General features: G+C 69.1%; 19 protein-coding genes. 13 read left to right on the plus strand and 6 right to left on the minus strand.

The window, feature by feature from the left end:
- Positions 1-91: 91 nt before the first annotated feature.
- From A8G15_RS15140 to A8G15_RS15150, 3 genes are read left to right on the plus strand one after another with little or no spacing between them, the layout of a single operon-like run.
- Positions 92-1,423 (plus strand): MFS transporter, encoded by a 1,332-nt coding sequence (locus A8G15_RS15140; protein ID WP_068160920.1) that lies wholly within the window; start codon positions 92-94, stop codon positions 1,421-1,423.
- A gap of 11 nt (positions 1,424-1,434) precedes the next feature.
- Positions 1,435-4,119: a helix-turn-helix transcriptional regulator gene (locus A8G15_RS15145; protein WP_068161016.1), complete on the plus strand. Its 2,685-nt coding sequence runs from the start codon at positions 1,435-1,437 to the stop codon at positions 4,117-4,119.
- A 10-nt stretch (positions 4,120-4,129) separates the two neighbouring features.
- Entirely contained in the window at positions 4,130-5,404 is a 1,275-nt protein-coding gene (locus tag A8G15_RS15150; protein WP_068160924.1) for a benzoate/H(+) symporter BenE family transporter, read from the plus strand.
- On the opposite strand, the gene rsgA is transcribed toward A8G15_RS15150, so the two are convergent.
- The gene (gene rsgA / locus A8G15_RS15155) at positions 5,389-6,438 is read right to left on the minus strand and encodes a ribosome small subunit-dependent GTPase A (protein ID WP_245687855.1); all 1,050 of its coding nucleotides are present in this window, start codon (positions 6,436-6,438) and stop codon (positions 5,389-5,391) included. The two genes, A8G15_RS15150 and rsgA, sit on opposite strands and share 16 nt — an antisense overlap.
- A 117-nt stretch (positions 6,439-6,555) precedes the next feature.
- Between rsgA and A8G15_RS15160 the strand changes: the two genes are divergently transcribed.
- From A8G15_RS15160 to A8G15_RS15170, 3 genes are all read left to right on the plus strand, one after another.
- A complete protein-coding gene (locus A8G15_RS15160) occupies positions 6,556-7,263 on the plus strand; it encodes a polysaccharide deacetylase family protein (RefSeq protein ID WP_068160926.1) in 708 nt (235 codons plus the stop codon).
- An 88-nt stretch (positions 7,264-7,351) separates the two neighbouring features.
- Positions 7,352-8,359, plus strand: coding sequence for an NAD(P)H-dependent glycerol-3-phosphate dehydrogenase (locus A8G15_RS15165; RefSeq protein ID WP_068160932.1), 1,008 nt, complete (start codon positions 7,352-7,354; stop codon positions 8,357-8,359).
- Between the two features lie 91 nt (positions 8,360-8,450).
- Positions 8,451-9,884: a flavin-containing monooxygenase gene (locus A8G15_RS15170; protein WP_245687856.1), complete on the plus strand. Its 1,434-nt coding sequence runs from the start codon at positions 8,451-8,453 to the stop codon at positions 9,882-9,884.
- Here the strand turns inward: A8G15_RS15170 and A8G15_RS15175 are convergent.
- A complete protein-coding gene (locus A8G15_RS15175) occupies positions 9,870-11,828 on the minus strand; it encodes an aconitate hydratase (protein WP_068160933.1) in 1,959 nt (652 codons plus the stop codon). The genes A8G15_RS15170 and A8G15_RS15175 overlap by 15 nt on opposite strands.
- 238 nt (positions 11,829-12,066) lie before the next feature.
- On the opposite strand from A8G15_RS15175, the gene A8G15_RS15180 reads away from it, so the two are divergent.
- Both A8G15_RS15180 and A8G15_RS15185 read left to right on the plus strand, forming a co-directional pair.
- Entirely contained in the window at positions 12,067-12,747 is a 681-nt protein-coding gene (locus tag A8G15_RS15180; protein WP_068160936.1) for a nitroreductase, read from the plus strand.
- 80 nt (positions 12,748-12,827) lie between these two features.
- On the plus strand, positions 12,828-13,412 hold the full coding sequence (locus tag A8G15_RS15185) for a sigma-70 family RNA polymerase sigma factor (RefSeq protein WP_068160940.1): 585 nt from the start codon (positions 12,828-12,830) through the stop codon (positions 13,410-13,412).
- Here A8G15_RS15185 and A8G15_RS15190 read toward each other — a convergent pair.
- Entirely contained in the window at positions 13,366-14,553 is a 1,188-nt protein-coding gene (locus A8G15_RS15190) for an AAA family ATPase (RefSeq protein WP_068160942.1), read from the minus strand. The genes A8G15_RS15185 and A8G15_RS15190 overlap by 47 nt on opposite strands.
- Positions 14,554-14,715: 162 nt before the next feature.
- Between A8G15_RS15190 and aztD the strand changes: the two genes are divergently transcribed.
- Positions 14,716-15,948, plus strand: a complete 1,233-nt coding sequence (gene aztD / locus A8G15_RS15195) for a zinc metallochaperone AztD (RefSeq protein WP_068160944.1) — start codon at positions 14,716-14,718, stop codon at positions 15,946-15,948.
- Here the strand turns inward: aztD and A8G15_RS15200 are convergent, their stop codons facing one another.
- The gene (locus A8G15_RS15200) at positions 15,949-17,373 is read right to left on the minus strand and encodes a glycoside hydrolase family 183 protein (protein ID WP_068161021.1); all 1,425 of its coding nucleotides are present in this window, start codon (positions 17,371-17,373) and stop codon (positions 15,949-15,951) included.
- A gap of 297 nt (positions 17,374-17,670) precedes the next feature.
- Between A8G15_RS15200 and otsB the strand changes: the two genes are divergently transcribed.
- The 4 genes from otsB (at position 17,671) to A8G15_RS15220 (ending at position 23,124) form a co-directional block, all read left to right on the plus strand.
- Positions 17,671-18,480, plus strand: coding sequence for a trehalose-phosphatase (otsB, locus tag A8G15_RS15205; RefSeq protein ID WP_068160947.1), 810 nt, complete (start codon positions 17,671-17,673; stop codon positions 18,478-18,480).
- A gap of 37 nt (positions 18,481-18,517) precedes the next feature.
- Positions 18,518-20,968 (plus strand): glycoside hydrolase family 65 protein, encoded by a 2,451-nt coding sequence (locus tag A8G15_RS15210; protein WP_068160949.1) that lies wholly within the window; start codon positions 18,518-18,520, stop codon positions 20,966-20,968.
- A complete protein-coding gene (locus A8G15_RS15215; protein ID WP_068160951.1) occupies positions 20,965-21,741 on the plus strand; it encodes an HAD family hydrolase in 777 nt (258 codons plus the stop codon). The genes A8G15_RS15210 and A8G15_RS15215 overlap by 4 nt, the downstream gene beginning before the upstream one ends.
- Positions 21,742-21,870: 129 nt before the next feature.
- Complete coding sequence (locus tag A8G15_RS15220; RefSeq protein WP_068160954.1) at positions 21,871-23,124, plus strand: glycosyltransferase family 87 protein; 1,254 nt, start codon at positions 21,871-21,873, stop codon at positions 23,122-23,124.
- Here the strand turns inward: A8G15_RS15220 and A8G15_RS15225 are convergent.
- Both A8G15_RS15225 and A8G15_RS15230 read right to left on the minus strand, forming a co-directional pair.
- Positions 23,094-23,423 (minus strand): branched-chain amino acid transporter permease, encoded by a 330-nt coding sequence (locus tag A8G15_RS15225; protein ID WP_068160957.1) that lies wholly within the window; start codon positions 23,421-23,423, stop codon positions 23,094-23,096. The two genes, A8G15_RS15220 and A8G15_RS15225, sit on opposite strands and share 31 nt — an antisense overlap.
- Complete coding sequence (locus A8G15_RS15230; protein WP_068160960.1) at positions 23,416-24,108, minus strand: AzlC family ABC transporter permease; 693 nt, start codon at positions 24,106-24,108, stop codon at positions 23,416-23,418. Before A8G15_RS15230 ends, A8G15_RS15225 begins: the two co-directional genes overlap by 8 nt.
- Positions 24,109-24,144: the final 36 nt, after the last annotated feature.

The following is a 24,144-nucleotide window of genomic DNA, read 5'->3' on the forward strand; positions in this document are numbered from 1 at the left end:
CCTCACCGTAAGGGCCGCATCCGGCCCCGACGGTGAGGCCCATTTTTCTCCCTCGATCGTACTGTGACCCACCTCACCGACTGGAGAGACCATGACCCAGCCCACCGAATGGGCGAGTGCTCAGCACCGCCGTTCAGTCCTATGGATCGTCGCCCTCGCGACGCTCGCGATCATCTTCGACGGCTACGACCTGGTCGTATACGGCACCATCCTGCCCACGCTGATGGCCGACCCCGGGCAGCTCGGGCACATCTCGGCCGAACAGGGCGGGGCGCTCGGTTCGTACGCGCTGATCGGTGTCATGGTCGGCGCGCTGGTCACCGGCGCATTCGGCGACCGGGTCGGCCGCCGGAAGATGATGCTGCTCCATATCGTCTGGTTCTCCGTCGGGATGGCCGCCGCGGCGCTGTCGACGAACCTCGCGATGTTCGGCGCCCTGCGATTCTTCACCGGCATCGGCGTCGGCGGTCTCGTCGCCACCGCCGGTGCCGTCGTCGCCGAGTTCGCGCCGGCGGGCAAGCGCAATCTCTACAACGCGATCGTCTACAGCGGCGTCCCCGCCGGCGGCGTCCTGGCGTCCCTGCTCGCGATCGTGCTGCGCGACGCGATCGGCTGGCGTGGGCTGTTCCTGATCGGGGCGCTGCCGCTCGTGATCCTGCTTCCGCTCGCCGCCGTGAAACTCCCCGAGTCGCCGCAGTGGCTGGTCTCCCGCGGCCGCACCGACGATGCCGCCGCGGTCTGCTCGAGGTTCGGGATCCCGATGCCCGCGCCGTCGGCGCCCGTCCTCGAGAAGGCCGGTTTCGCCGCGCTCGCCACCCGCCGTTACGCCTGGGGAACAACACTTCTCGGCATGATGAGCTTCGCCGGTCTGTTGCTCACCTACGGATTGAACACCTGGCTTCCGAAGATCATGGCGGACGCCGGGTACGACGCGAAGGGCTCCCTGGCGTTCCTGCTCGTCCTCAACGGCGGTGCGATCATCGGCGGCCTGTTCGCCTCCCGGATCGCCGACGGTCGTGGACCGCAGCCCGTCGTGGCCACGACGTTCGGTCTCGCCGCACTCGCCCTGGTCCTGCTCACCTTCGGATTCCCGCTGCCGGTGCTCCTCGCGGCGGTCGCGGTCGCCGGGGTCGGCACGATCGGCACCCAGGTGCTCGTCTACGGGTTCGTCTCCAACTACTACGAGACGCGGGCCCGGGCGGCGGGCGTCGCGTGGTGCGCCGGGTTCGGCCGCCTCGGCGGCATCGTCGGACCCATCATCGGTGGTCTGCTCATCGGTGCGGGTCTGAGCAACAACGTGAACTTCTACATCTTCGCGGGTATCGCGCTCGCCGGCGCGGTTGTCACCTTCTTCGTTCCGCCCCGGCCGGCCGTCCCGAAGTCCGAACCGGAGCACTCGGTCGCGACTACGGTGGATGCGTGACGGGATCATCCATGCCGGTCGGACGTACCCGCGAGCTCGCAGAGCTCGAACGGATCCTCGACGAGGCGCGAGCCGGCACCCCCGGGCTCGTCCTCGTCGAGGGTCCGCCGGGCATCGGAAAGACCACCCTGGTAAGAACTTTCGTCGATTCGTTGACCGACTGGTCGGTGCTCGGCGCCATCTGCGCCGAGTGGGAGTCGCAGCGCGGGTGGGCCGTTGTCGAGCAAGTGATGCACGCGACGGTGACGGCGTCGGATCCGGTCGACGTCGCCCACGCAATGCTCGGGGAACTGACCGGCCCCACGGTGATCGTCGTCGACGACGCACATCGGTCTGATCCCGAATCGCTCCGGACGTTGTCCTCGCTGACCCGCCGCGCCCACGGCCTTCCGCTGCTGATGCTGTGGCTGATCCCCGACGTCCTCCCCGAGACCGTCACCGACGAAGTCGCCCGCATCCTCGACGCACACCGCACCGTCACGGTCCACGTCGGTCCGCTCGAACCGGCCGACATCGCACAACTGGCGCTCGCGCGCATCGGCGTCGACCTGTCCGCGTGGACTGTGCGGCGCCTGCACGAACACACCCTCGGCAGTCCGCTGCCGACACTGCAGATCATCGACGAGATCCCGCGGTCGCAGTGGCATCGCTGGCAGGCCCGCTTCCCCGCACCGAAGCAGCACGCCGCAGCGGTGCGGCGCAGGCTCGCCGGGTGCCCGGCACCAGCACGCACCCTCGTGGAATCGGCCGCGATCCTGGGCACCGACTGCTCGCTCGCGCATGCCGCGGCGCTCGCCGGACTGGACGACCCGACGACCGCCCTCGACGAGGCCCATACCGCCGGCCTGCTCACGATGCGCGAGCAACGGGGCGTCGTCACGCTGTCGTTTCCGGAACCGATGACCCGCGCTGCCGTCACGGACCAGCTCGGCCCGGCGCGCTGGCAGGAACTGCACGCCCGGGCCGCGGAGATCGTCGACGACGAGGGAGCATCCCTGTTCCATCTCGTGTCCGCGACCCCCCGCGCCGACGCCGACCTCGCCGACCGCCTCGACCGGCACGCACAGGACCGGGCTGCGGACGGGGCGTGGTCCGACAGCGCAGAAGCGTTCATCACCTCGAGCCGGATCACCCCGGACCGGGCGTTGCGCACCGAACGCCTGATCCGGGGCGTGGACGCACTCGCCGGTGCCGCCGACCTTCCGCAGGCGCAGACGTTCCTGCCCGAGATCGAAAGTGCCCCGGGCGGTCCGATGCGCGATGTTCTGCTCGGGTACATCGCCGTCCAGCGCGGTCGTGCCGCCGAGGCACATCAGCTGCTCGCCCGCGCCTGGACGTCGATGGGTGAGCCGGAGACGAACCCGCAGCTCGCCGCGCGGATCTGCCAGCGCATGGTGCTGCACTCGCTGGCCCTCCTGCGCGGCGACGAACTCGTCGAATGGGCCGATCGCGCCGGCGCACTCGTGCCCGGCGACACCCCGGCAGCGGTCGAATCCGCGGCGGTCCGCGGCCTCGGTCTCGCCATGACCGGGCACGTCGACGAGGCGGTCTCGTCGTACGCGACACTGTCCGATCACGTGCGGCTCGGCGCGCAGAGCCAGCGTGTCCGCATGGCGGAAGGATGGCTTGCCCTGGCCCTCGACGACCCCTACCGGGCCCGATCTGAGCTCGAATCCGCCGAACCGACCGTGTTCCGCGGGGGTTCGCTGCGCATCTCGTTGTGGGCGCAGGCATGGCTGGCCCGCACCCAGTTCGCGCTCGGCGAGTGGGACGATGCGATCCGCACCGTCGATCGTGCCTCGGCACAACTCGACCGGACCGGACTGGAACTGCTTCGGCCCCTGGTTCATTGGACGGGAGCGCAGATCCATGCGCTGCGCGGGAACCGCGTCACCGCGCGCGAACATCTGCTCCGGGGTCGCGCGAGCAGCAACGACTACCCGATGATGCTGGCACCGTCGGCGATCTCGGCAGCGCAGTGCGCCGAGGTCGCTGCCGAATACGACGACGTGCTGCGGCATCTCGAACCGCTCGTGGCCGTGCACCACCGGGACGGACTCGACGAACCGGGGTTCTGGCCGTGGCCGGACCTGTACGCCAACGCGCTCGTCATGACCGGGCGTGTGGACGAGGCCGACACCTTCCTCCACCCCTTCGAGGAGCGCGCCACCGCACGCGGGCACCGGTCCGCGACGGCCCGGCTCGGATACGTGCGCGGCCGCATCCAGGGTTCACGCGGCGACATCGACTCGGCACGGGACACTTTCGAGTCGGCGCTCGCGGACCTCGCGCCACTTCCGTTGCCGTACGACCGCGCCCGGGTGAGCTACGCCTACGGCCAGACGCTGCGTCGCGCCGGACGGCGGCGTGAAGCCGACGCGGTGATGCGTTCGGCGCGCGAGCTGTATTCGACGCTCGGTGCGGCGAGTTACGTGCAGCGCTGCGATCGTGAACTCAAGGCCGGTGGACTGAAGGCCGGCGAGAAGAGCGCGGAACGCGCACCCGACGCCGTCGCGCTCACCCCGCAGGAACAGTCCGTCGCGGCACTCGTGGCGGCCGGCCACACCAACAAGGAAGTGGCCGGCGAGCTGTTCCTGTCGGTCAAGACCGTGCAGTACCACCTGACCCGGGTGTATGCGAAGTTCGGCATCCGGTCCCGGAGTGAACTCGCAGCCCGATTCCGAGAGCAGGAGTAGCAGTTTCGCGATGACCGCAGTCGACGAGGACACCCGCACCGGCACCAATCTGTTCGAACGCGCCGCACGACCCCGCACCACCTTGCGTCGGTTCCGGCGCGACATCGGTCCCGCGTATGCGGCCAACGGTCTGCTCGGGCTGATCTTCTCGTGCACCGGGCCCGTCGCGGTGATCCTCGCCGCCGGCGCTGCCGGAGGGCTGACACCATCGCAGCTCGCGTCGTGGATCTTCGGGGTGTTCGTGCTCAACGGAATCCTCACGATCGCGATGAGCCTTGCGTACCGTCAGCCGCTCGGCTTCTTCTGGACCATCCCGGGCACGGTCGTCGTCGGTGAATCGCTCACGCACCTGAGCTGGCCCGAGGTGATCGGCGCCTACGTCGTCACATCCGCTCTGATTCTGCTGCTGGGACTCTCGGGTCTCGTGCGGCGCGCGATGTCGGCGCTGCCCATGCCGATCGTGATGGCGATGGTGGCCGGGGTGTTCCTGAAATTCGGAGTCGATCTCGTGCATGCGCTGGGCACCGACGTGGTGATCGCGGCGCCGATGGTGGTGGTGTTCCTCGTCCTCGGCGCCGTCCCGGCTCTCGGCCGCCGGCTGCCGCCGATCCTGGGTGCACTGCTGGCCGGGATGGTCGCGGTCGCGGTGTCCGGGCGGTTCCATCCGGTAAGCGACGACGCCGGTGTGCTCGCATCCCCGGTGCTCACCGCACCGGTGTTCAGTTGGCCGGCACTCCTGGAACTCGTTGTTCCACTGGCCGTCACGGTGCTCGTCGTGCAGAACGGGCAGGGGGTCGCGGTGCTGCGCGGCGCCGGCCACCACCCGCCGATCACCGTGGCGACGGTCGCGTGCGGGGTGTGGTCCTTCCTGGCCGCCGCGGTCGGAGCCGTGTCCACCTGTCTGACCGGCCCGACGAACGCGTTGCTGGTGTCCTCCGGCGAACGCGACCGCCAGTACACCGCCGCGGTCACGTGCGGCACACTGGCGGTCGTCTTCGGTTCGTTCGCGCCGCTGTTCGTGCGGTGGATGACCGCTGCGCCCGTCGCATTCGTCGCCACGCTCGGCGGGCTGGCCATGCTGCGGGCGCTGCAGGGCGCGTTCGTCGCCGGGTTCGGCCACACCCACACGATGGGTGCGCTGGTCGCGTTCGTGGTCACCACATCGAACGTCACGTTCTGGAACATCGGCGCCGCGTTCTGGGGTCTGGTCGCGGGCGTGGTCGTCTCGTGGTTGCTCGAACGGGAGAACTGGAGAAGCTCGCCGCTGCCTCAGCGGTCGCGGTAGAACGCCCGGATCGAGCGGCTCAGCACCTTGGCCTCCCGCGTCCGCTCGTGGCGCAACCGCGCATCCGACCGGGACGCGACCCATGCGTTCTCGCGTTGCAGCTTGCGGTGGCTGTTCACCCGTCGTGTGTCGAGATCGCCGGCTTCGACGGCGGCGCGGACCGCGCATCCCGGCTCGCTCTCGTGCACGCAGTCGGCGAAACGGCACTGCTGCGCGAGATCGTCGATCTCGGGGAACGCCGCAGCGATACCCGCACCGGCTTCCCACATCCCGACGCCGCGCAGCCCCGGAGTGTCGACCAGGGTCAGGCCGTCACCCAGCGGAAACATCTCCCGGTCGGTGGTGGTGTGGCGGCCTTTTCCGTCGCCCTGCCGCACCGGCGAGGTCGCCTGGATGTCGCGCCCGCACAGGGCGTTGACCAGGGTCGACTTCCCGGCGCCCGACGCCCCGACCAGCACCACGGTGCCGCGGATCCGGTCGCGCAGCTCACCGAGGCCGGATCCGTCCGGGGCGCACACCTCGACCACGCCCGCTCCGGGTGCGATCGCCGCGACCCGGTCGAACACCGGCGCGGTCGCGAGGTCGGCTTTCGTCAGCGCGACGACCGGCTGGGCTCCGCTGTCCCAGGCCAGGGCCAGCAGCCGTTCCACCCGGCCGGGATCGAGAGTGTCCGCTGCCACTGTCACCACGACCGTGTCCACGTTGGCTGCGAGAACCTGCTCCTCGGAGCGTCCCGACGCATCGGCCCGCCGGATCACTCCGGTACGCGGCAGCACCGCGCAGATCGCGCCGACCGTGTCTCCGTCGGTGGCGGGTTCGCGCACGATCACCCAGTCGCCGGTGCAGATCCGATGCCCGGACACCCGCACCCGAAGCGGTCCCGCGGATGTGACGGCCTCGCCGTGACCGCGGCCCACACGCACGATCCGGCCCGGCGTACCGTGAATATCGCTGTCCGCGAATCGCTCTGCGACCTGAGCGGTCCAGCCGTACTCGGCCAGCGGTTCGATTCCGGGTAGGACATCGGCGTTCACGGGTGACTCCTGAATTCATGGTGACGCGCGGGGGCGTGTCCCGCTTCGGCAGCTTCCGATGGTGAACCCCCCGGCCTCGCAGCGCAATCGAATTTCCGGGTGGGGCATCCTGGAGCCATGCCGAGACGCCCCCGCATCATGATCGCCGCCGCCGCGACGGTGTTGCTCGTCGTCGCCGCCGTGCTCGGTCTCCACACGCTCTCCAATTCACGCACCTTCCAGCTGTTCGGCGATCTCGTGCACCGCGTCGACACCGAGGAGAAGGTGGTCGCGTTGACGCTCGACGACGGCCCGTCCGACCGCACCCCCGAGGTGCTGCGCGTGCTCGCCGAAGCGGGTGTGCCCGCGACGTTCTACGTCACCGGCACCGAGATGGCCGCGCACCCCGAGATGGGGCGCGCGATCGTCGACGCCGGGCACGAACTCGGCAACCACACCTCCACGCACCGGCGGATGATCCTCGTCGGCAGCGACACCGTGCGCGAGGAGATCGAGAGCACGGACGCACAGATCCGCGCGGCAGGGTTCGACGGCGAGATCACGTTCCGTCCGCCCTACGGCAAGAAACTCGTCGCTCTCCCCCGGTATCTCGACGCATACGACCGGACCACGGTGATGTGGGACGTGGAGCCGGACTCGGCCGCGACCGATCCGGCCACGATGGTCGACACGACGCTCGCGCAGACCCGTCCGGGGTCGATCATCCTGCTGCACGCGATGTATCCGGCGCGTCAGTCGTCTCTCGACGCGATCCCGGAGATCGTCGCCGGGCTCCGCGCGCAGGGTTACCGGTTCGTCACGGTGTCGGAGCTGCTCGGGTCCTGACCGGGCCGAAACGTCCCCGCCGCACCCCGTGACCTGACACGCTGGGGACCCGTAGCACTCGTCCGCAGACAGGCAGAGGTGGTCACCGATGGCACGTCCGGTTCGCGTCGTCGTCCTCGGGTCCGGATCGTGGGGAACCACGGTCGCGGGACTCGCGGCACAGAACACCCCGACACTGGTGTGGTCCCGCACCGCCGAGACCGCGGCGGAGATCAACGACGAGCACCGGAACAGCCGCTACCTCGGCGACCGGGAACTGCCCGCAGACCTGCGAGCCACGGACGACCTGATCGCGGCCGCGCGCGAGGCGGACGTGCTCGTCGTGGGTGTTCCCTCACACGCGGTCCGGGGAACTCTCGAGCAGATCGCCGACGAGGTACGCGCGTGGGTGCCGATCGTCTCGCTCGCGAAGGGCCTCGAGCCGGGCACCCGACTGCGGCCGACCGAGGTGATCTCCCAGTGTCTGCCGGGGCATCCGGTGGGGTTGCTCGCCGGACCGAACATCGCCAGCGAGATCGCCGACGGGCTGGCCGCTGCGTCGGTGGTGGCGATGCAGGACGAATCGATCGCCAGCGCCCTGCAACCGCTGTTCGCGTCGAAGGTGTTCCGTGTCTACCGCAACACCGATGTACTCGGCTGCGAACTCGGCGGTGTCCTCAAGAACATCGTCGCGATCGCGGCCGGCATGGCGGAAGGACTCGGCGTCGGCGACAACACCCGCGCGATGGTGCTCTCGCGGGGGCTCGCCGAGATGATCCGGCTCGGCGTGGCGATGGGGGCGCAGCCGCGTACCTTCTCCGGCCTGACCGGGATGGGTGATCTGATCGCCACGTGCATGAGCCCGGCCTCGCGCAACCGCCGGGTCGGTGAGGCCATCGCCCGGGGCCTGACCGTCGAGGAGGCGGTCGCGGAGCTGGGACAGGTGGCCGAGGGCGTGAAGACCGCACCGACCGTGATGGAACTGGCCCGCGAGCACGGGGTCGAGATGCCGATCGCCGCGGAGGTCGAGGCGGTGGTCGCGGGACGGCACACCCCCACCGAGGCCTACCGCGGACTGCGGCGGCGCGCGCCCGGGGATGAGGAGGACCTCGTCTGATCAGCGGAGTATCCGACTTTCTCGGTCGATCGCTAGATATCGGTAGATATGACGATTTGACTGTTCACACCCCAACTTGAACACTGTTCAAGTGTTGTCGTCCACAGAAGTGCTCATCATCGGCGCCGGTTTCGCGGGCCTCGGCGCCGCGGTGCACCTGCACCGCCTCGGCCGGGACGTGCAGGTTCTCGAACGCGCCGACACCCTCGGCGGGACATGGCGCGACAACACCTACCCGGGATGCGAATGCGACATCCCACCGGCGCTGTACGCGTACTCCTTCGCACCGCAGGCCGGGTGGTCCCGAGGCCGGGCCGGGCAGCCGGAGATCCTCGCGCACCTGAACGGACTCGCCGACGAACCCGGCCTGCGCGAGCGCATCGCGTGCGGAACCGCGGCAACCGGATGCCGCTGGGACGAGCAGAACCGGCGCTGGCACACCACCACCGCCCGGGGAACCACCTACGAGTCACGATTCCTCGTCCTCGCGGTGGGCGCGCTCAACGTCCCCCGCATCCCCCGCTTCGACGGCACGTTCGACGGTCCCGCCGTCCACACCGCCCGCTGGGACCACTCCCTCGACCTCACCGGCCGGAACATCGCCGTCGTCGGAACCGGCGCCAGCGCAATACAACTCGTACCCCACCTCGCCGAGATCGCGGCGCGCGTCACCGTCGTCCAACGGACTGCGCCGTGGATCCTGCCGCGCCCGACCCCGCGGCTGCCGCTTCCGCGGCCGGTCCGCCGCGCGCTCGAGTACTGGCGTGCGGAGGCACGACTGCCCGCGCTCACCGGCACATCGGGACGGCTCGAGAACCGTGCATTGCGGCACCTGCACGCGCACATCACCGACCCTGCCCAGCGGGAAGTCCTGACACCGCGATACCGAATCGGATGCAAGCGGGTGCTGTTCTCCGACGACTACTACCCCGCCCTCGGCCGCGAGAACGTCGAACTCGTCCCGTCGCCGGTGGCACGGCTCGCCGGCGATTCCGTCGTCACCGCGGACGGTCGCGAACATGCGGCCGATGTTCTGGTGTACGCCACAGGTTTTCACATCTCGGGTGCACTCGCATCGGTACCGGTGACGGGTCGGGGCGGGACGGTACTCCTCGAACGGTGGGCACGTGAGGGTGCGCAGGCGCACCTGGGCATCACCGTGTCGGGCTTCCCCAACGCGTTCGTTCTGGGTGGCCCCAACACGGGCGTGGCCCACACTTCGCTCCTCACGATGCTCGAATCCCAGTTCCGGTATGCCGCAGCAGCAATGGATGCCACGGATCGGGACGGCGTGGAGGCACTCGAGGTCGCCGAGCGGGCGCCGTCCCGGTTCGGGGCCGAGATGGCCCGGAGATCGGCGGGTACCGCGTGGACATCCGGTTGCGACAGCTGGTATCTCGACCGTACGGGCGTGAACCGCTCACTGTGGCCGGATTCCGCGTGGCGCTACCGGCTGCGCACCCGCCGGTTCGACCGCGAGAACTACCGCGTGCCGGAGGTCGTCACCGTGTCACCGGCCGCGTAGGGCCAGTTTCGGGATGATCCCGCCTGCGAGGACATCCTCAAGCTGGCGCGGCGAGAGCCGGTGCCGGACCGGAATTTCCGCGTCGCGGGACGGAACGTGCACCGACAGCTCCGATCCGGTCGTGAGCGCGTCACGCAGCCCGTCGAGGACGAGCACGTCGCCTTCCCGGATCGTGTCGTAGTCGTCCGGGTTCACGAATTCGAGGGCGAGGACTCCGAAGTTCGCCAGGTTCTGCCAATGGATCCGCGCGAACGACTTGGCGAGCACGACACGGAGACCGAGATACCGGGGAGTGATGGCGGCGTGCTCGCGTGACGAACCCTGGCCGTAGTTCTCCCCGCCGACGACGATGTGCCCCGAGGCTTTCCCGGTCTCCGCGGCCCGCTCGGGGTAGCTCTCGTCGATCCGGGTGAAGGTGAACTGCGCGAGCTTGGGGATGTTGGACCGGAACGGCAGCGCCTGGGCTCCCGCCGGCGAGATCTCGTCGGTGGAGATGTTGTCCGCGACTTTCAACAGAACGGGTGCCTCGATCCGGTCCGGCAGGGGCGGGAAATCGGGCAGCGACGAGATGTTCGGCCCCTTCACCGGTTCGACGGCGCGTGCCTCCTCCTCGGGCAGCGGTGCGACGAGCATCGCGGTGTTCACCGACGCGGACGCGGGCAACTCCAGCGCCGGGTAGTCGACCCCGGCCTGCGCGGCCCAGTCGCGGGGATCGGTGATGCGCCCGGTCAGTGCGGATGCCGCCGCGGTTTCCGGCGAGCACAACCACACCGAGTCCTCCCGGGTCCCGGAGCGGCCGGGAAAGTTTCTCGGCATGGTGCGCAACGAGTTCCGTCCCGTTGCCGGTGCCTGCCCCATACCGATACAGCCCATGCACCCGGACTGGTGGATGCGGGCGCCCGCGGTCACCAGATCCAGCGTGGCACCCATGCGGGTGAGGTCGGAGTAGATCTCCCGTGAGGACGGGTTGATGTCGAAACTGACCTCCGGGAGGGTCTGCCGTCCGGCGACCATCGCCGCCGCGATCGCGAAATCGCGCAGTCCCGGGTTCGCCGACGATCCGATGACCACCTGCGCGACCGGTTCTCCGGCGACCTCCCGCACGGGCACCACGTTGCCCGGTGACGACGGCTTCGCGATCAGGGGCTCGACGGCGGACAGGTCGATGCGCTCGACGAGGTCGTAATCCGCGTCGGGGCCGGCGACGACGCCGACGAAGTCCCCCTCCCTGTCCTCCGACCCCAGGAACTCGCGTACCGCGTCGTCCGCGGGGAACACCGTGGTCGTGGCACCCAGTTCGGCGCCCATGTTCGCGATCACGTGCCGGTCCATCGCGGTCAACGTGTCCAGGCCCGGACCGTGATATTCGAGGATCCGGCCGACCCCGCCTTTCACCCCGTGCCGACGGAGCATCTCGAGGATCACGTCCTTCGCCGAGCACCACGGTGGCAGCGCACCGGTCAGTTCCACACCCCAGATCTCGGGCATCCGGAGGTTGAGCGGCTCGCCGGCGATGGCCAGTGCCACCTCGAGGCCGCCGACGCCGATCGCGAGCATGCCGAGCGAACCGGCCGCGGGTGTGTGCGAATCGGATCCGGCGAGCGTCTTTCCCGGAATCCCGAACCGCTGCATGTGCGTCGGGTGCGACACTCCGTTGCCCGGTTTGGAGAACCAGAGCCCGTACCGCAGACAGGCGGTGCGCAGGTACTCGTGGTCTTCGGCGTTCTTCTCATCGGCCTGCAGCAGGTTGTGGTCGACGTACTGGACGCTGACCTCCGTCCGCGCGCGATCGAGATGCAGCGCTTCGAGCTCCTGCATCACCAGAGTTCCGGTCGCGTCCTGGGTGAGGGTCTGATCGATCCGGATCGCGATCTCCTCGCCGGGGACCATCTCCCCGGACACCAGATGTGCACCGATGAGCTTGCGCGCAACGTTCTCCGACATGGTGGCTCCAGCCCGCGCCGCGCTCCGGCGGGCCGGCCGGGGCGGCGCTGTCGATTCGCTCCCTCCAGCATGCGCCGATTCCACCTCGAGAACTACCGCCCCGCCCCCGGGTGATGGTTCCCGTCACCCGGACAGACCGAATACTGGTTCCCATCACCCGGGGAGGGGCGGGCTCGGGGCAGACCCGGATAGCTGGCCTGAACGAGCGCTAACTCTCCCGATGTGGGATCGTGGGCGCATGACCGCACCCGACGCGACCGTGCTGTCGACGCTGCTCGACACCCGGTACAGCTGCCGCGCGTTCCTGTCCAAGCAGGTGCCGCGCGAGGACATCGAACGCATGCTCCGGATGGCCCAGCGCACCCCGCCCTGGTGCAACTCGCAACCGTGGCAGGTTCACGTGACCAGCGGACGTGCCACCGACCGGCTCCGGGAGGCGACGTACGAACAGGCCGCCTCCGGCGCCCTCGACCCGGACATCGCCGGCCCCGCCGAGTACCGGGGCGAATACGCCGAGCGTCGGCGCAGCGCAGGATTCGCTCTGTACAACGCGCTGGGCATCGCCCGTGACGACTACGCCTCGCGCACCCGGCAGATGCTGGAGAACTACCGGTTCTTCGGTGCCCCGCACGTCGCGATCGTCACCAGCGACAAGCAGCTCGGCACGTACGGCGCCGTCGACTGCGGCGGCTACGTCGCCACCTTGCTGCTCGCCGCGCAGTCCTTGGGTATCGCCGCGGTGCCGCAGGCCGCAGTCGCGATGACGGCAACGGCCCTGCGCCGGGAACTCGGCATCTCCGACGAACGCGACATCGTGTGCGCGATCTCGTTCGGCTATGCCGACGAGTCTCATCCCGCCAACACGTGCCGCACCGACCGCGCCGAGGTCGGGGACGTCGTGCGGTGGGTGGAGGACTGACCACCCCCAGGGGTCCTGTTTCGTGACGTTCCGGTGGCGCAGGCTCGAGGTGTCGAATTCCCGCGCCGAGAGGAACCACCGTGACCGACACCGAAACCGAAGCACTGCTCCGCAATTGGGTACCGCGCGCGATCGCCGGTGAACCGCACGCCGTGGGTGTGGTGGTGCGCTCGGTCCATCCGCACGTGATGCGCTTCTGCGACGCCCGGATGGACGCGCACACCCGGGCCCACACGCCGGTCGAGGACCTCACCCAGGAGGTGTGCCTCGCACTGACCCGCGCGCTCCCCCGCTACCGGGACCGGGGAACCTCGGTGCTGCGCTTCGCTTTCGGTATCGCCACCCGCAAGATAGCCGACGCCCGCCGCGGGGCGGCCCGGTCCGCGCCGACCGTACACGAGGTGGCGGTTCCCGGCCCCGAGGAGGCCGTCCTGGACGACGAGCTGATCGCCGCTGCCCGGCAGCTCATGACCGGCCTGCCCGAACAGCAACTGCTCGTCCTGAAACTGCGCGTCATGCAGGGCTACAGCACCGAACGGACCGCCGCACTGCTCGGCACCACACCGGGTGCGGTCCGCATCGCCCAGCACCGGGCGTTGAGTCGTATCCGATTGCAACTCAATCGGATTGAGCGCGAAGATACCGTCCGAAGTGTGGCACGGTGAACCCGATGAAACCGCGCTCGGCGGAGTAGATCAGCCCCTTCTTGATGAGGCCGTCGCGCGCCGGCGACAGTGACGCCGGTTTGCGGCCGAGTTCCGCCGCGATCTTCGACGTGGCGACTGGCCCGTCGTCACCGGACAGGTCGGCCATCGCACGCATGTACTCGCGTTCGGCGGGCGTCGCGCGTTCGTACCGGGATCCGAAGAACCCGACGGCGAGTTCCTCCTCGGCCGCCGGAGCCCCGACCCGCACGTCCTCCGCGGTGATCGGGCTCGCCGCCGCCACGTCCCAGGTCGCTTTGCCGTAGGCCTGCACGAAGTACGGGTATCCGTCGGCCGTCTCGTAGAGCGCGTCGAGCGCGTCCTGCGTGAATTCGACGTCCTCGCGTTCGGCGGGGGCGATGAGTGCCAGGTCGGCGGCGGCACGTTCGAGCCGGTCGATGCGGTGGTAGGTGAACAGCCGCTCCGAGTAGCTCTTCGACGCGGACAGCACGGCCGGCAGGTGCGGCAGACCCGCGCCGACGACGATGAGCGGAGCCGTGTCCTGGCTCAGTTCGTGACAGGCGCCGCAGATCGCCGACACGTCGGCGGCGCCGAGATCCTGCATCTCGTCGATGAACAGCGCGATGCCCACCCCGACGTCGCGGGCCAGACCCGACGCGTCGACGAGCAGTTCCACCAGGTCGATCTCGATATCGCCGGAGTCGGCGCGGCCTTTGACGGCCGGCGCGTCGATCCCCGGCTGCCAGCGCTCGCGCATGCCCTTGTCCGCGGTCGCGCGGAGTGCGAACGACTTGAGTACGCCGAGGAAGTAGTCGACCGATTCTCGGTCCGGATGCGCCGCCGCGATCTCTCGCACCGCCATGTGCAGTGCAGACGACAGGGGCCGCCGCAGATCCTGGTCGGGGCGCGCTTCGATCTTGCCGGTCCCCCAGCTGCGGGCGATGGCGGCCGAGCGCAGGTGGTTGAGCAGGACGGTCTTGCCGACGCCGCGCAGACCGGTGAGCACGACGCTCCGCTCCGGCCGGCCCCGCGCGATACGTTCGAGCACCACTTCGAACGCCGTGAGCTGCTTGTCGCGGCCGGCGAGTTCGGGCGGGCGCTGTCCCGCGCCCGGGGCATACGGGTTGCGGACCGGGTCCATCGGTCGATGGTAGCGACCGGGACCCGCGATTCCGTGTTCATCCGGGCGGTGATTCGCGGAGCTCGGCACCGAGGCGGAGGACGCATCGGTGGGCCCGGAGCGATGCAGACGTACGCATACTCGACTTTGACATTCATTTCCACTAACGGTAGATCTACGCCCATGAAATCCCTTCTCCGCCCCGGCGGTGTCGTGCTGTCGGCGGGCCTCGCCGTCACCCTGCTCGCGGCCTGCTCATCGGCAGACCCCGAGAGCTCGTCGACGACCACCTCCGACACCCCCGTGCCGGCCGAACCTGCCGAGACCTCCGCCGCGCAGCCACGATTGGCCCTCACGTACGACGGCGGAATCCTCGTCGTCGACGCGACCGACCTCGCCGTGGTCGCGGACCTGCCGCTGAACGGTTTCAACCGTCTCAACCCCGCAGGCGACGGTCGCCACGTATTCGTCACGACGTCCGGCGGATTCCGGGCCCTGGACACCGGCAGCTGGTCCGAAACGCACGGCGATCACGCCCACCACTACGCCGGCGACCCTGCCTGGACCGACGCGGAGTTCGCGGCCGACAAACCCGGACACGTCGTCGCTCATGCGGGACGGACGGCGCTGTTCGACGACGGCACCGGCCGCATCGAACTGCTCGATCCCGCCGGCCTCGCGGACGGCGCACCGGAGATCGAGGCGGTCGCGCTGCCCGACGCGCATCACGGCGTCGCAGTACCCCTGGCCGACGGCGGCCTGCTCGTAACCCTCGGAAACAGCGACTCCCGCAACGGAATCGCGGTACTCGACGCCTCGGGTACGGAGATCACCCGCAACGAGCAGTGCCCGGGTGTCCACGGGGAAGCGACCGCACGCGACGACACCGTCGTCGTCGGCTGCGAGGACGGCATGCTCGTCTATCGAAACGGCACCATCACCAAGATCACCGCTCCCGACCCGTACGCGCGTCTCGGCAACCAGGCCGGTTCGGCGACCTCCGAGGTCGTGCTGGGCGACTACAAGACGGACCCGAACGCCGAACTCGAACGGCCCGAACGCATTGCGCTGGTGAACACGGCCACCGCGGAGCTGCGGCTGGTCGACCTCGGCACCAGCTACACCTTCCGGTCGCTCGGTCGCGGACCGGACGGCGAGGCACTGGTGCTCGGCACGGACGGTAACCTGCACGTCGTCGACGAGCACAGCGGAGAGGTGATCCGGAAGATCGCCGTCGTCGATCCGTGGACCGAACCGGACGAGTGGCAGCAGCCGCGGCCCGCACTGGCCGTGCGGGGCGGCACCGCATTCGTCACCGACCCCGCCGACGACGAGCTGCACGCCGTCGACCTGGCCACCGGTGCCGTCACCACCGGCACCCTGCCGCAGACCCCGAACGAGATCAGCAGAACCTGATCACCGTTCGATGCGGGTGCGCAACAGGAAGGTGTTGTAGTCGGACCACGTCGAGAGCATGAAGTACACGTCCTCGTCGGTCGACCACGGGTGGAGGAACCCGCCGTACAGCTCGGCGTGTTCCTCCACCCCGACCAGACGGGCGCTCTCGGACCACGCGCCCTGCGGGGTGTGTGACTCGCGCAGCACGATCGCGGCCTTCGCGGTGTCCAGATACGCCATCTGCCACCGGCGCGCTGCGGCGTCGTACCGCACGGACAGCTCCGCGGCAGGTCCGTGCACGACGGCTGTCGCCGCGGTGAAACCACCCTCGTGCGTCCAGTTCCCGTCGCGCCAGTACTGATACGCATCCGGTTCGAGCACCCGGCCCTCGGGCACCCGCGCCAGAGCGACCGAGCCGAGCCGCGTGTTCGGGGTCCCGAAGAGGTACACGTAGCCCTCGGCGGGCACGGCCGCCGCCACCTGGAAGTTCGTCACCCCGAAGATGTTGTCCCACCGTGTGTTCGGATCCTTGGTCCACGTCGACCCGCCGTCGTCCGAGTAGGCGATGCCACCGTGGTTCGTCCACCAGGTGGCGGGGATGCTGTTCCACGTGCGGATCGACATGTAGGTCAGGTACTGGCGCGGCCCGACCGCGAAGCCCGAGGTGGGAATCACCGTGATCTCGACGTTGTCGAGCTTGCGGCTGCTCAGGATCTCGGCCGCGTGACACCGCGAATCCTGCACCATCGAATCGAACGTCATGCCGTCCGCGAGATCCCGGTCGGTGCTGAACGCGAGGACGTTGCTACGCCAGTCCTCCCCCTGCCCGCCCGGTGGATGAAAGCCCTTGCCGACCGTGTCGCCGAACGCGACGGCGATCCGGCCCGGCTCCGACTCCCACATGATCCCGAGATCGGTTCCGTACACCTGCCAGCGCTTGTCGGTCCGGTTGATCGAGCCGGCGCCCGTCTGCTTGGCGACGGTGGTGACCTCCACGACGTTCGGGGCCGAGGGTGCGGGAACGAGCGGAGCGGGTTCGATCGGCGCGTTCCTGCCGCCGGGTCCGGGGACAGATGGTTCCGGCTCGGAGCCGGGCACGGGCAGGCCGAAATGGAACGGACTCGGCTTCAGGCCGATGCGCGGCACCGACGGCGGGGTCCGCTCGGGTTCGTCGGTCAGGTCCGGGCACGGATCGGCGCACGGGTCCGCCGGGAGCGGGTCCGGTTCGACGCGCACCGGAACCGGCTCCGGCGCCGGATAGGGCACCGTCGTGATCACCGGGTACGGCACCGGGATGTCGAGCTCGGTCGGCACCAGTGATTCGTGGCGCCACGCGTCGGTCGCGCACGGTCCGGTCCCCGGGATTCCGGCCGCTTCGTCCGCCGACGCGTTCACCGGTTGCGCGGCGACGACCACAGCGGCCAGCGTCACCGCCACCGGCAGTCCCCGCCGCTTCCGTCCCGACCGCCGGTGCACCGCCCGTATCACGGACGAGATCGTGTCACAGCCCCCGGGCACGTGCAGCCGGGCGGTCCGGGAAGGACACGCCGCGGCGACGGGGTGCATCACCGGCTCCGCCTTCGTTCGGGTATCTGCCCGAGTCTGGGCATTACGCTAGACAGCCGAATACAGAGGTGTTTTCGGCAACGCTCGTCGCCGGGAGGCTCGGCGCCGATCCGCCGATCCGTGCGACGATGGGGGCCGGGTCGCCGAGACAGGACACCTGGAGGTGCTCAGACGATGCAGGACACGACCGTGCGCGACGTTCCCCCGGCGCTCGGAAATCCAGAACTGACCCGGAGGCTCGCCGGCCGTCGGCCGGCGGTGTTCCTCGACTACGACGGCGTGCTCAGCCCGATCGTGGAACGACCCGAGGACGCGGTGATGTCGGAGAGCATGCGCACCGTGGTCCGCGACCTCGCCACCCGTGTCCCGGTGTGCGTCGTCACCGGTCGCGACCGTGTCGTGGCGCAACAGTTGATGGGACTGGACAACCTCGCGGTCGCGGGCAGTCACGGTTTCGACATCTGGACGCCGGCGCAGGGATCGCTCTCCGACACGCACGTCGCGCGCTACACCGATCTCGTCGCGGAGGTCACCGAAAAGCTCCGCGACGGAATCCGCGAAATCCCCGGTACCCACGTCGAGCCCAAACGCGCGTCGGTCGCCGTGCACTACCGCCTCGCCGAGCCCGCCGATCGCGACCGCGTCACGGCGACGGTGCAGGCCGTGCTGGATGCGTACTCCGGCAAGGTGAAGCTCACACCCGGCAAGATGGTCTACGAGATCGGCCCGAACGTCGACTGGAACAAGGGCAAGGCCGTCCTGTACCTCATCGAGGCGCTCGGACTCGACGGCGACGACGTGGTTCCGCTCTACTTCGGCGACGACATCACCGACGAGTACGCATTCCGGGCGTTGCACGACCGCGGGATCGGCATCCTCGTCGGCGACGCCGACGACCCCGAGATGGCCGGCCGGACCACGGCGGCCGATTTCGCCCTGGCATCCGTCGACGACGTGGAGGATTTCCTGGCCACCCTGACCTGATCCACCGGTACGTCATGTGACTCGGAGGTGAAACACCGTGCAGGCTCCGGATTTCGGACTCGACTATGATGGTTTCGACAGTGCTGCAGAGGGTTTGCGCGAAGCACTGACGTCCACGGGGAACGGATACTTCTGCACGCGCGGCACCGCCGAGTGGGAGGACATGGGTCCGGTCCACTACCCGGGCACCTACGTCCACGGCATCTACAACCGCGAGACCACGATCATGGGCGGGCGGCCGGTGCTGAACGAGGACCTCGTCAACGTGTCGAACTGGCTGGTTCTCAAACTGCGCATCGAGGGCGAGGACGCGATCCGGCTCGACAACGTCGACCTTCTGTCGTATCGGCACACCTACGACATCCGATCGGCGACGGTACTGCGCGAATTGACGTTCCGGGACCGTCACGGGCGGGAAACCACGCTGCGCAGCCGCCGGTTCGTGAGCATGGCCGACAGTCATCAGGCCGCGCTCGAATGGACGCTCACCGCCGAGAACTGGTCGGGGCGTGTGGAAGTGATCACGGCACTCGACGGCCGCGTCACGAACCGGGTGGTCGCGCGGTACCGGCTGCTCGAAGGCAGGCACCTGGACCCGGTCTCACCCCGCACGTTCGGCGACGAGACCATCGCGTTGCGCGTGCAGACCCGCCAGTCCGACATCTACGTGGCCGAGGCGGCGCGCACCCGGGTGTTCCGGGGTGGCGACGACAACCCCTGCGAGGTGGACCGCGACCTGTACCAGATGGAGGACTACATCCAGCAGGTGCTCGGTTTCGATCTCGAACGTCACGCTCCGGTGCGCGTGGAGAAGATGGTGTCGCTGTTCACCTCCCGCGACGACGCGATCACCGAGCCGCTGGCCGCGGCGGGCGCGCACGTGCTGCGCTATCCCGATTTCGCCGCAGCCTATGCCGCGCACTGGGCGGCGTGGGACGAACTGTGGGACATCTGCGATGTCCAGCTGCCCGGCGAGCCCCGCGCCCATCTGCTGCTCGGGCTGCACGTCGCGCACCTGCTGCAGGTCTGTTCACGCCACACCGGCCAGCACGACGCCGGCGTCCCGGCGCGGGGACTCAACGGTGAGGCATACCGCGGTCATGTGTTCTGGGACGAGATGTACGTCTACCCGTTCCTCAACCTGCGGATGCCCGAGGTGACCCGAAGCCTGATCCTCTACCGTTACCGTCGGTTGCCCGAAGCCCGTTGGGCGGCAACGCAAGCCGGGTTCCGAGGGGCGATGTTCCCGTGGCAGAGCGGAAGCGACGGAACCGAGGAGACGCAGGAGGTGCATCTCAATCCCCTGTCCGGCCAGTGGGATCCGGATCTGAGCCGCAATCAGAGGCACATCAACGCGGCCATCTTCTACAACGTGTGGCGGTACCACCAGACCACAGACGACTCGGAGTTCCTCGCCGATTACGGCGCCGAGCTCATGCTCGAGATCGCCCGGTTCTGGGCATCGATCGCGCACTGGAACCCGGAACGGGAACGGTACGAGATCCACGGGGTGATGGGACCGGACGAGTTCCACGAACGGTCTCCCGGCTCGAACGAACCGGGAGTGCGCAACAACGCGTACACGAACGTCATGGTGGCATGGGTGATGGCGACCGTGCCGTCGGTCCTGGAATCACTGTCCGCCATCCGGCGCACCGCGCTGCTGTCCCGGCTCGCGGTGACCGACGAGGAACTGGATCTGTGGGACGACATGAGCCGGCGGATCTTCGTGCCGTTCCATCTCGGTGTGATCAGCCAGTTCGAGGGTTACGACGAACTCGAGGAACTCGACTGGGAGCGCTACCGGGCCGGCTATCCCGACATCGGCCGCCTGGATCGGATCCTGCGCGCCGAGGGTGAGGATCCCGATCGGTTCAAGCTGGCCAAACAGGCCGACACGGTGATGCTGTTCTTCCTGTTCGACTACGAGGAACTCGAACCGGTCTTCGCGCGGCTCGGCTACCCCTTCGATCGCGATCTCGTGCATCGCACCGTCGAGTACTACGACGAGCGGACCTCCCACGGTTCGACGTTGAGCCACGTGACGTTCGCGGCCGTCCTCGCCGACCTGGATCCGCCCGGCTCGTGGAGCCGTTTCATGCTGGCGCTCGAGAGTGACGTCAGCGACCTCCAGGGCGGCACCACGAAGGAGGGCATCCACATGGGGGTCATGGCCGGAACTCTCGACGTGCTGCAACGCACCTACGTCGGGACCCGCGTCGACGACGGCGTGCTGGTGTTCCGGCCGCGCCTCGTCGACCGGCTCGACGGCGTGTCCTTCTCGATCCGCTTCCGCGGCACACCGCTTCGGGTACGCATCTCCGGAGGAGAACTGACCGTGCTCGCGCAGGCCGAAGGATTCCACGTGCCGATCCGGGTGGCGCTCGACGGCCGGGAACACGAACTCGGCCCCGGCGACAGTTGCGTCTTCACGCTTCCCGCGCAGCGCTCGTCGACCGCCCGGCAATCCCGCGGGACGACGCTGTGACCCCGGCGGGCTTTCGCGGCGCGATCTTCGACGTGGACGGTGTCCTCGTCGACTCCCCTCACGAATCGGCGTGGCGGCGGGCCCTGCACGAGCTGATGGACGGCGAATGGTCCGGCATCCGGGATTCGACGACGTGGACGCCGGATGCCTTCACCCCGCAGGTCTATCAGCAGGTGTTGTCCGGGAAGCCGCGCCTGAGCGGCGCCCGGGCGGCGCTCGAGTACTTCCACGTCCCCGCGGCCGCGTCGCGCACGGCGACCTATGCCGCGCGCAAGCAGCAACTGCTGGTGCACCTGATCGATGCGCGGGCGTTCGTCGCGTACCCCGACGCGGTGCGGTTCGTGCTGGCCGTGCGGGCCGAGGGCATCCCGATCGCCGCGGCGTCGTCGTCGAAGAACGCCGACGGGTTCCTGCGCGGGATCTCGCTCGGCGACTTCGGCGAGATCGACGGCTCGGCGGCCGGTACCACCCTTCTCGATGTCTTCGACGCGAACCTGTCCGGGCGGGATTTCGCCCGCGGCAAGCCGGACCCGGAGATCTTCCTGACCGCCGCTGCGGAACTCGGCGTGTCGCCCCGATCGTGTTTCGTCGTCGAGGACGCGGTCAGCGGAATTCTCGCGGCGAAAGCCGGAGGTATGGCCGCGCTCGGTGTCGCCCGGGCCGGGGATGCCTCCGCCCTGGCAGCGGCACATGCGGACCTGGTGGTGACCTCGATGGACGAGGTCGATCCGGCTCGGTTGCCGAGCGGGGAACTCGCCGTCCGCGGGACGTGACGGCAGCACAACGGAACCGTCGACGGCAATCTCGTCGCCACGCCGCGATGACAACGATTGTGTAACGTGGCCGACGTTCAATGCCATGTCGGTGTCCGCGCCGTCACGAACCCCAGGGGGTGCACGCTCGTGCTGTCGTCCGAAATCCGAACCCGGCCGGTGCAGTCCTTGCTCGTCGCTCTGGGTCTGGTCCTCTCGGCGATCGTCGTGACGATGCATCTGCACGACTCGCTGACGAAATACCTGATGGATCTGGACGTGTTCCGGGACGCCGGCGAGGCGTTCGTCCGCCACACCCCGCTGTACACCGACGGTTTCCACACCAGCTCCGGGTTCCGGTTCATCTACCCGCCCGTCGCGGCGTTCCTGTTCTCGGCGCTGACGGTGGTCAGCAGCACCACCATGCAGTTCCTGTGGACGCTCGGCCTGATCGTGCTGGTCTGGTGGGTGCTGAAGGTCGCGCTGCAACGCATGAACGTCGAGCGCGCGAGCCTGCTGGCCACCGCGGCGCTCGGGCTGACCCTGTGCATCGAGCCGATGCGGTCGAACTTCGCGTTCGGCCAGATCAACATCGTGCTCATGGCTCTGGTCGTCGCCGACTGCCTCGGGGTGATCCCGAAGCGGTTCCGCGGTGTCGGTATCGCCCTCGCAGCCGCCATCAAGATCACCCCCGCTGCGTTCGGACTGCTGCTGTTGTTGCGACGCGACCTGCCGTCGGTGGCGCGCGCCGCCGGTGGATTCCTCGGCATCGCCGCCTTCGGCTACTGGCTGCGGCCCGAGTCGTCCGTCTACTTCTGGACCCACGAGGCGTGGGCCACCGACCGCGCCGGGGATCAGGAGTTCTTCCGGAACCAGGCCCTGACCGGCCTGATCGCCCGATTCGACCTCTCCGAGTCCGTGACCAAGGGCCTGTGGGTGGTCGGCGCCGCCGTCATCGTCGCAGCGGCCGCGTGGGCCGCGAATCGCTTCCTGCGTTCGGACGAGCCGGTGATCGCCCTCGGCGTGATCGCGCTCGCGACGCTGCTCGCCGCCCCCATCGCCGTCACCCATCACTGGGCGTACAGCGTCCTGCTCATCGCGATTCCGATCGCGCCGCAGTACCGCCGCTGGTGGCCCGTACTGTTGCCCGCTGCGCTCGTGTTCCTCGTCGGGCCGAACTATCTGCTCGTCGACGCGTCCTCGCACGGCTGGGTGGAGCAGGCCGTCCTCGAACTGCTGGGCAACGCCCAGTGCCTGACCGGCATCGTGTTGCTGGTCGCCGCGGTCGTCGCCGCGCGGTCGCGTCGCGAGGCCGTGAAGCCCGGTGAAGCCGGGAAGCCCGCTCTCGACACCCGCATCGCCGAAGAGGCGGGTCAGCCCCAGAGCGCGGCGGCCACCACATAGGAGGCGGTGCCGGCGACGGTGCTCAGCGCCGGGTTGCGTCGCCACAGATGGACCGCGACGGTCGCGCCGAGACCGATCAGTGCGGGCAGCCACGTCGTCGCGCCGGTGTCCCGCAGCGTGTACATCACCAGGATCAGCATCACTCCGGCCGGCATCGTCGTGCCGAGGAACTTCACCAGCGCCGAATCGCGGAGGAACGCCAGTGCCGCGAACGGCGCCGCCCGCAGGCCGACCGTGACCGCGAACATCACGAACAGCGATGCCAGCACGTAGCCGGCGCCCGGTACCGACTCAGGCACGGGACACCCGGTTGCGGTAGATGTACCGGACGATCAGCGCCAGCACGAACAACCCGAGTGCGACCGGGAGCATGACGTCCTTCGCGAGCACCAGGGCGACCGATCCGCACACGAACGCGATCGCGGGTGCCGGAAGGTCGCGGTTGATGCGGAAGGCGTCGATCGCGAGCACCGTGCACAGCGCGGTGAGCGCGAACTCGAGTCCCGACAGGCCCGCGGGGAGCGCGGCGCCGATCAGTGCCCCCACGGTTCCCGAGACCACCCACACCGCCTGGCACAGCACCTGCACGGTGAGGATCCGGGTGCCGGTCAGCTCGGCGTGGGGTTTCGGGGCGACGATGGCGTACGACTCGTCGGTGAGGGCGTACACGCTGTAAACCCGTCCGATACGGCTGCGGATCACCCGCAGCGGGAAGCTCAGGCCGTAGAACACGTGCCGGAAGTTGATCAGCAGCGTCGCCGCCGCGAGCGATGCGAACGGGGTGACGGCCCCGATCAGTCCGACCGCGAGGAACTCCATCGATCCGGCGTAGATGACGGTGGAGAAGATCGGTGCCCACCACCAGTCGAAACCGCCCTGGGTCAGCACCACCCCGAACGCCAGCCCCAGCGGGATCAGGCCGAGACCGACGGCCCAGGAGTCGGCGATGCCGACGCGGATCTCGGTGGAGCGACGGTCGGACACACGGCCCAATCTATCGGTGCCCCCGGACGGCGGCGT

The organism is Rhodococcus phenolicus, assembly GCF_001646785.1.
GTDB classification, from domain to species: Bacteria; Actinomycetota; Actinomycetes; order Mycobacteriales; family Mycobacteriaceae; genus Rhodococcus; species Rhodococcus phenolicus.

Bases quoted from the DNA above. Each gene is read 5' to 3' on its own strand.
- A8G15_RS15140 (WP_068160920.1), top strand. From the start codon at position 92: ATGACCCAGCCCACCGAATGGGCGAGTGCTCAGCACCGCCGTTCAGTC.
- A8G15_RS15145 (WP_068161016.1), top strand. From the start codon at position 1,435: ATGCCGGTCGGACGTACCCGCGAGCTCGCAGAGCTCGAACGGATCCTC.
- A8G15_RS15150 (WP_068160924.1), top strand. From the start codon at position 4,130: ATGACCGCAGTCGACGAGGACACCCGCACCGGCACCAATCTGTTCGAA.
- A8G15_RS15160 (WP_068160926.1), top strand. From the start codon at position 6,556: ATGCCGAGACGCCCCCGCATCATGATCGCCGCCGCCGCGACGGTGTTG.
- A8G15_RS15165 (WP_068160932.1), top strand. From the start codon at position 7,352: ATGGCACGTCCGGTTCGCGTCGTCGTCCTCGGGTCCGGATCGTGGGGA.
- A8G15_RS15175 (WP_068160933.1), bottom strand. From the start codon at position 11,828: ATGTCGGAGAACGTTGCGCGCAAGCTCATCGGTGCACATCTGGTGTCC.
- A8G15_RS15180 (WP_068160936.1), top strand. From the start codon at position 12,067: ATGACCGCACCCGACGCGACCGTGCTGTCGACGCTGCTCGACACCCGG.
- A8G15_RS15190 (WP_068160942.1), bottom strand. From the start codon at position 14,553: ATGGACCCGGTCCGCAACCCGTATGCCCCGGGCGCGGGACAGCGCCCG.
- aztD (WP_068160944.1), top strand. From the start codon at position 14,716: ATGAAATCCCTTCTCCGCCCCGGCGGTGTCGTGCTGTCGGCGGGCCTC.
- otsB (WP_068160947.1), top strand. From the start codon at position 17,671: ATGCAGGACACGACCGTGCGCGACGTTCCCCCGGCGCTCGGAAATCCA.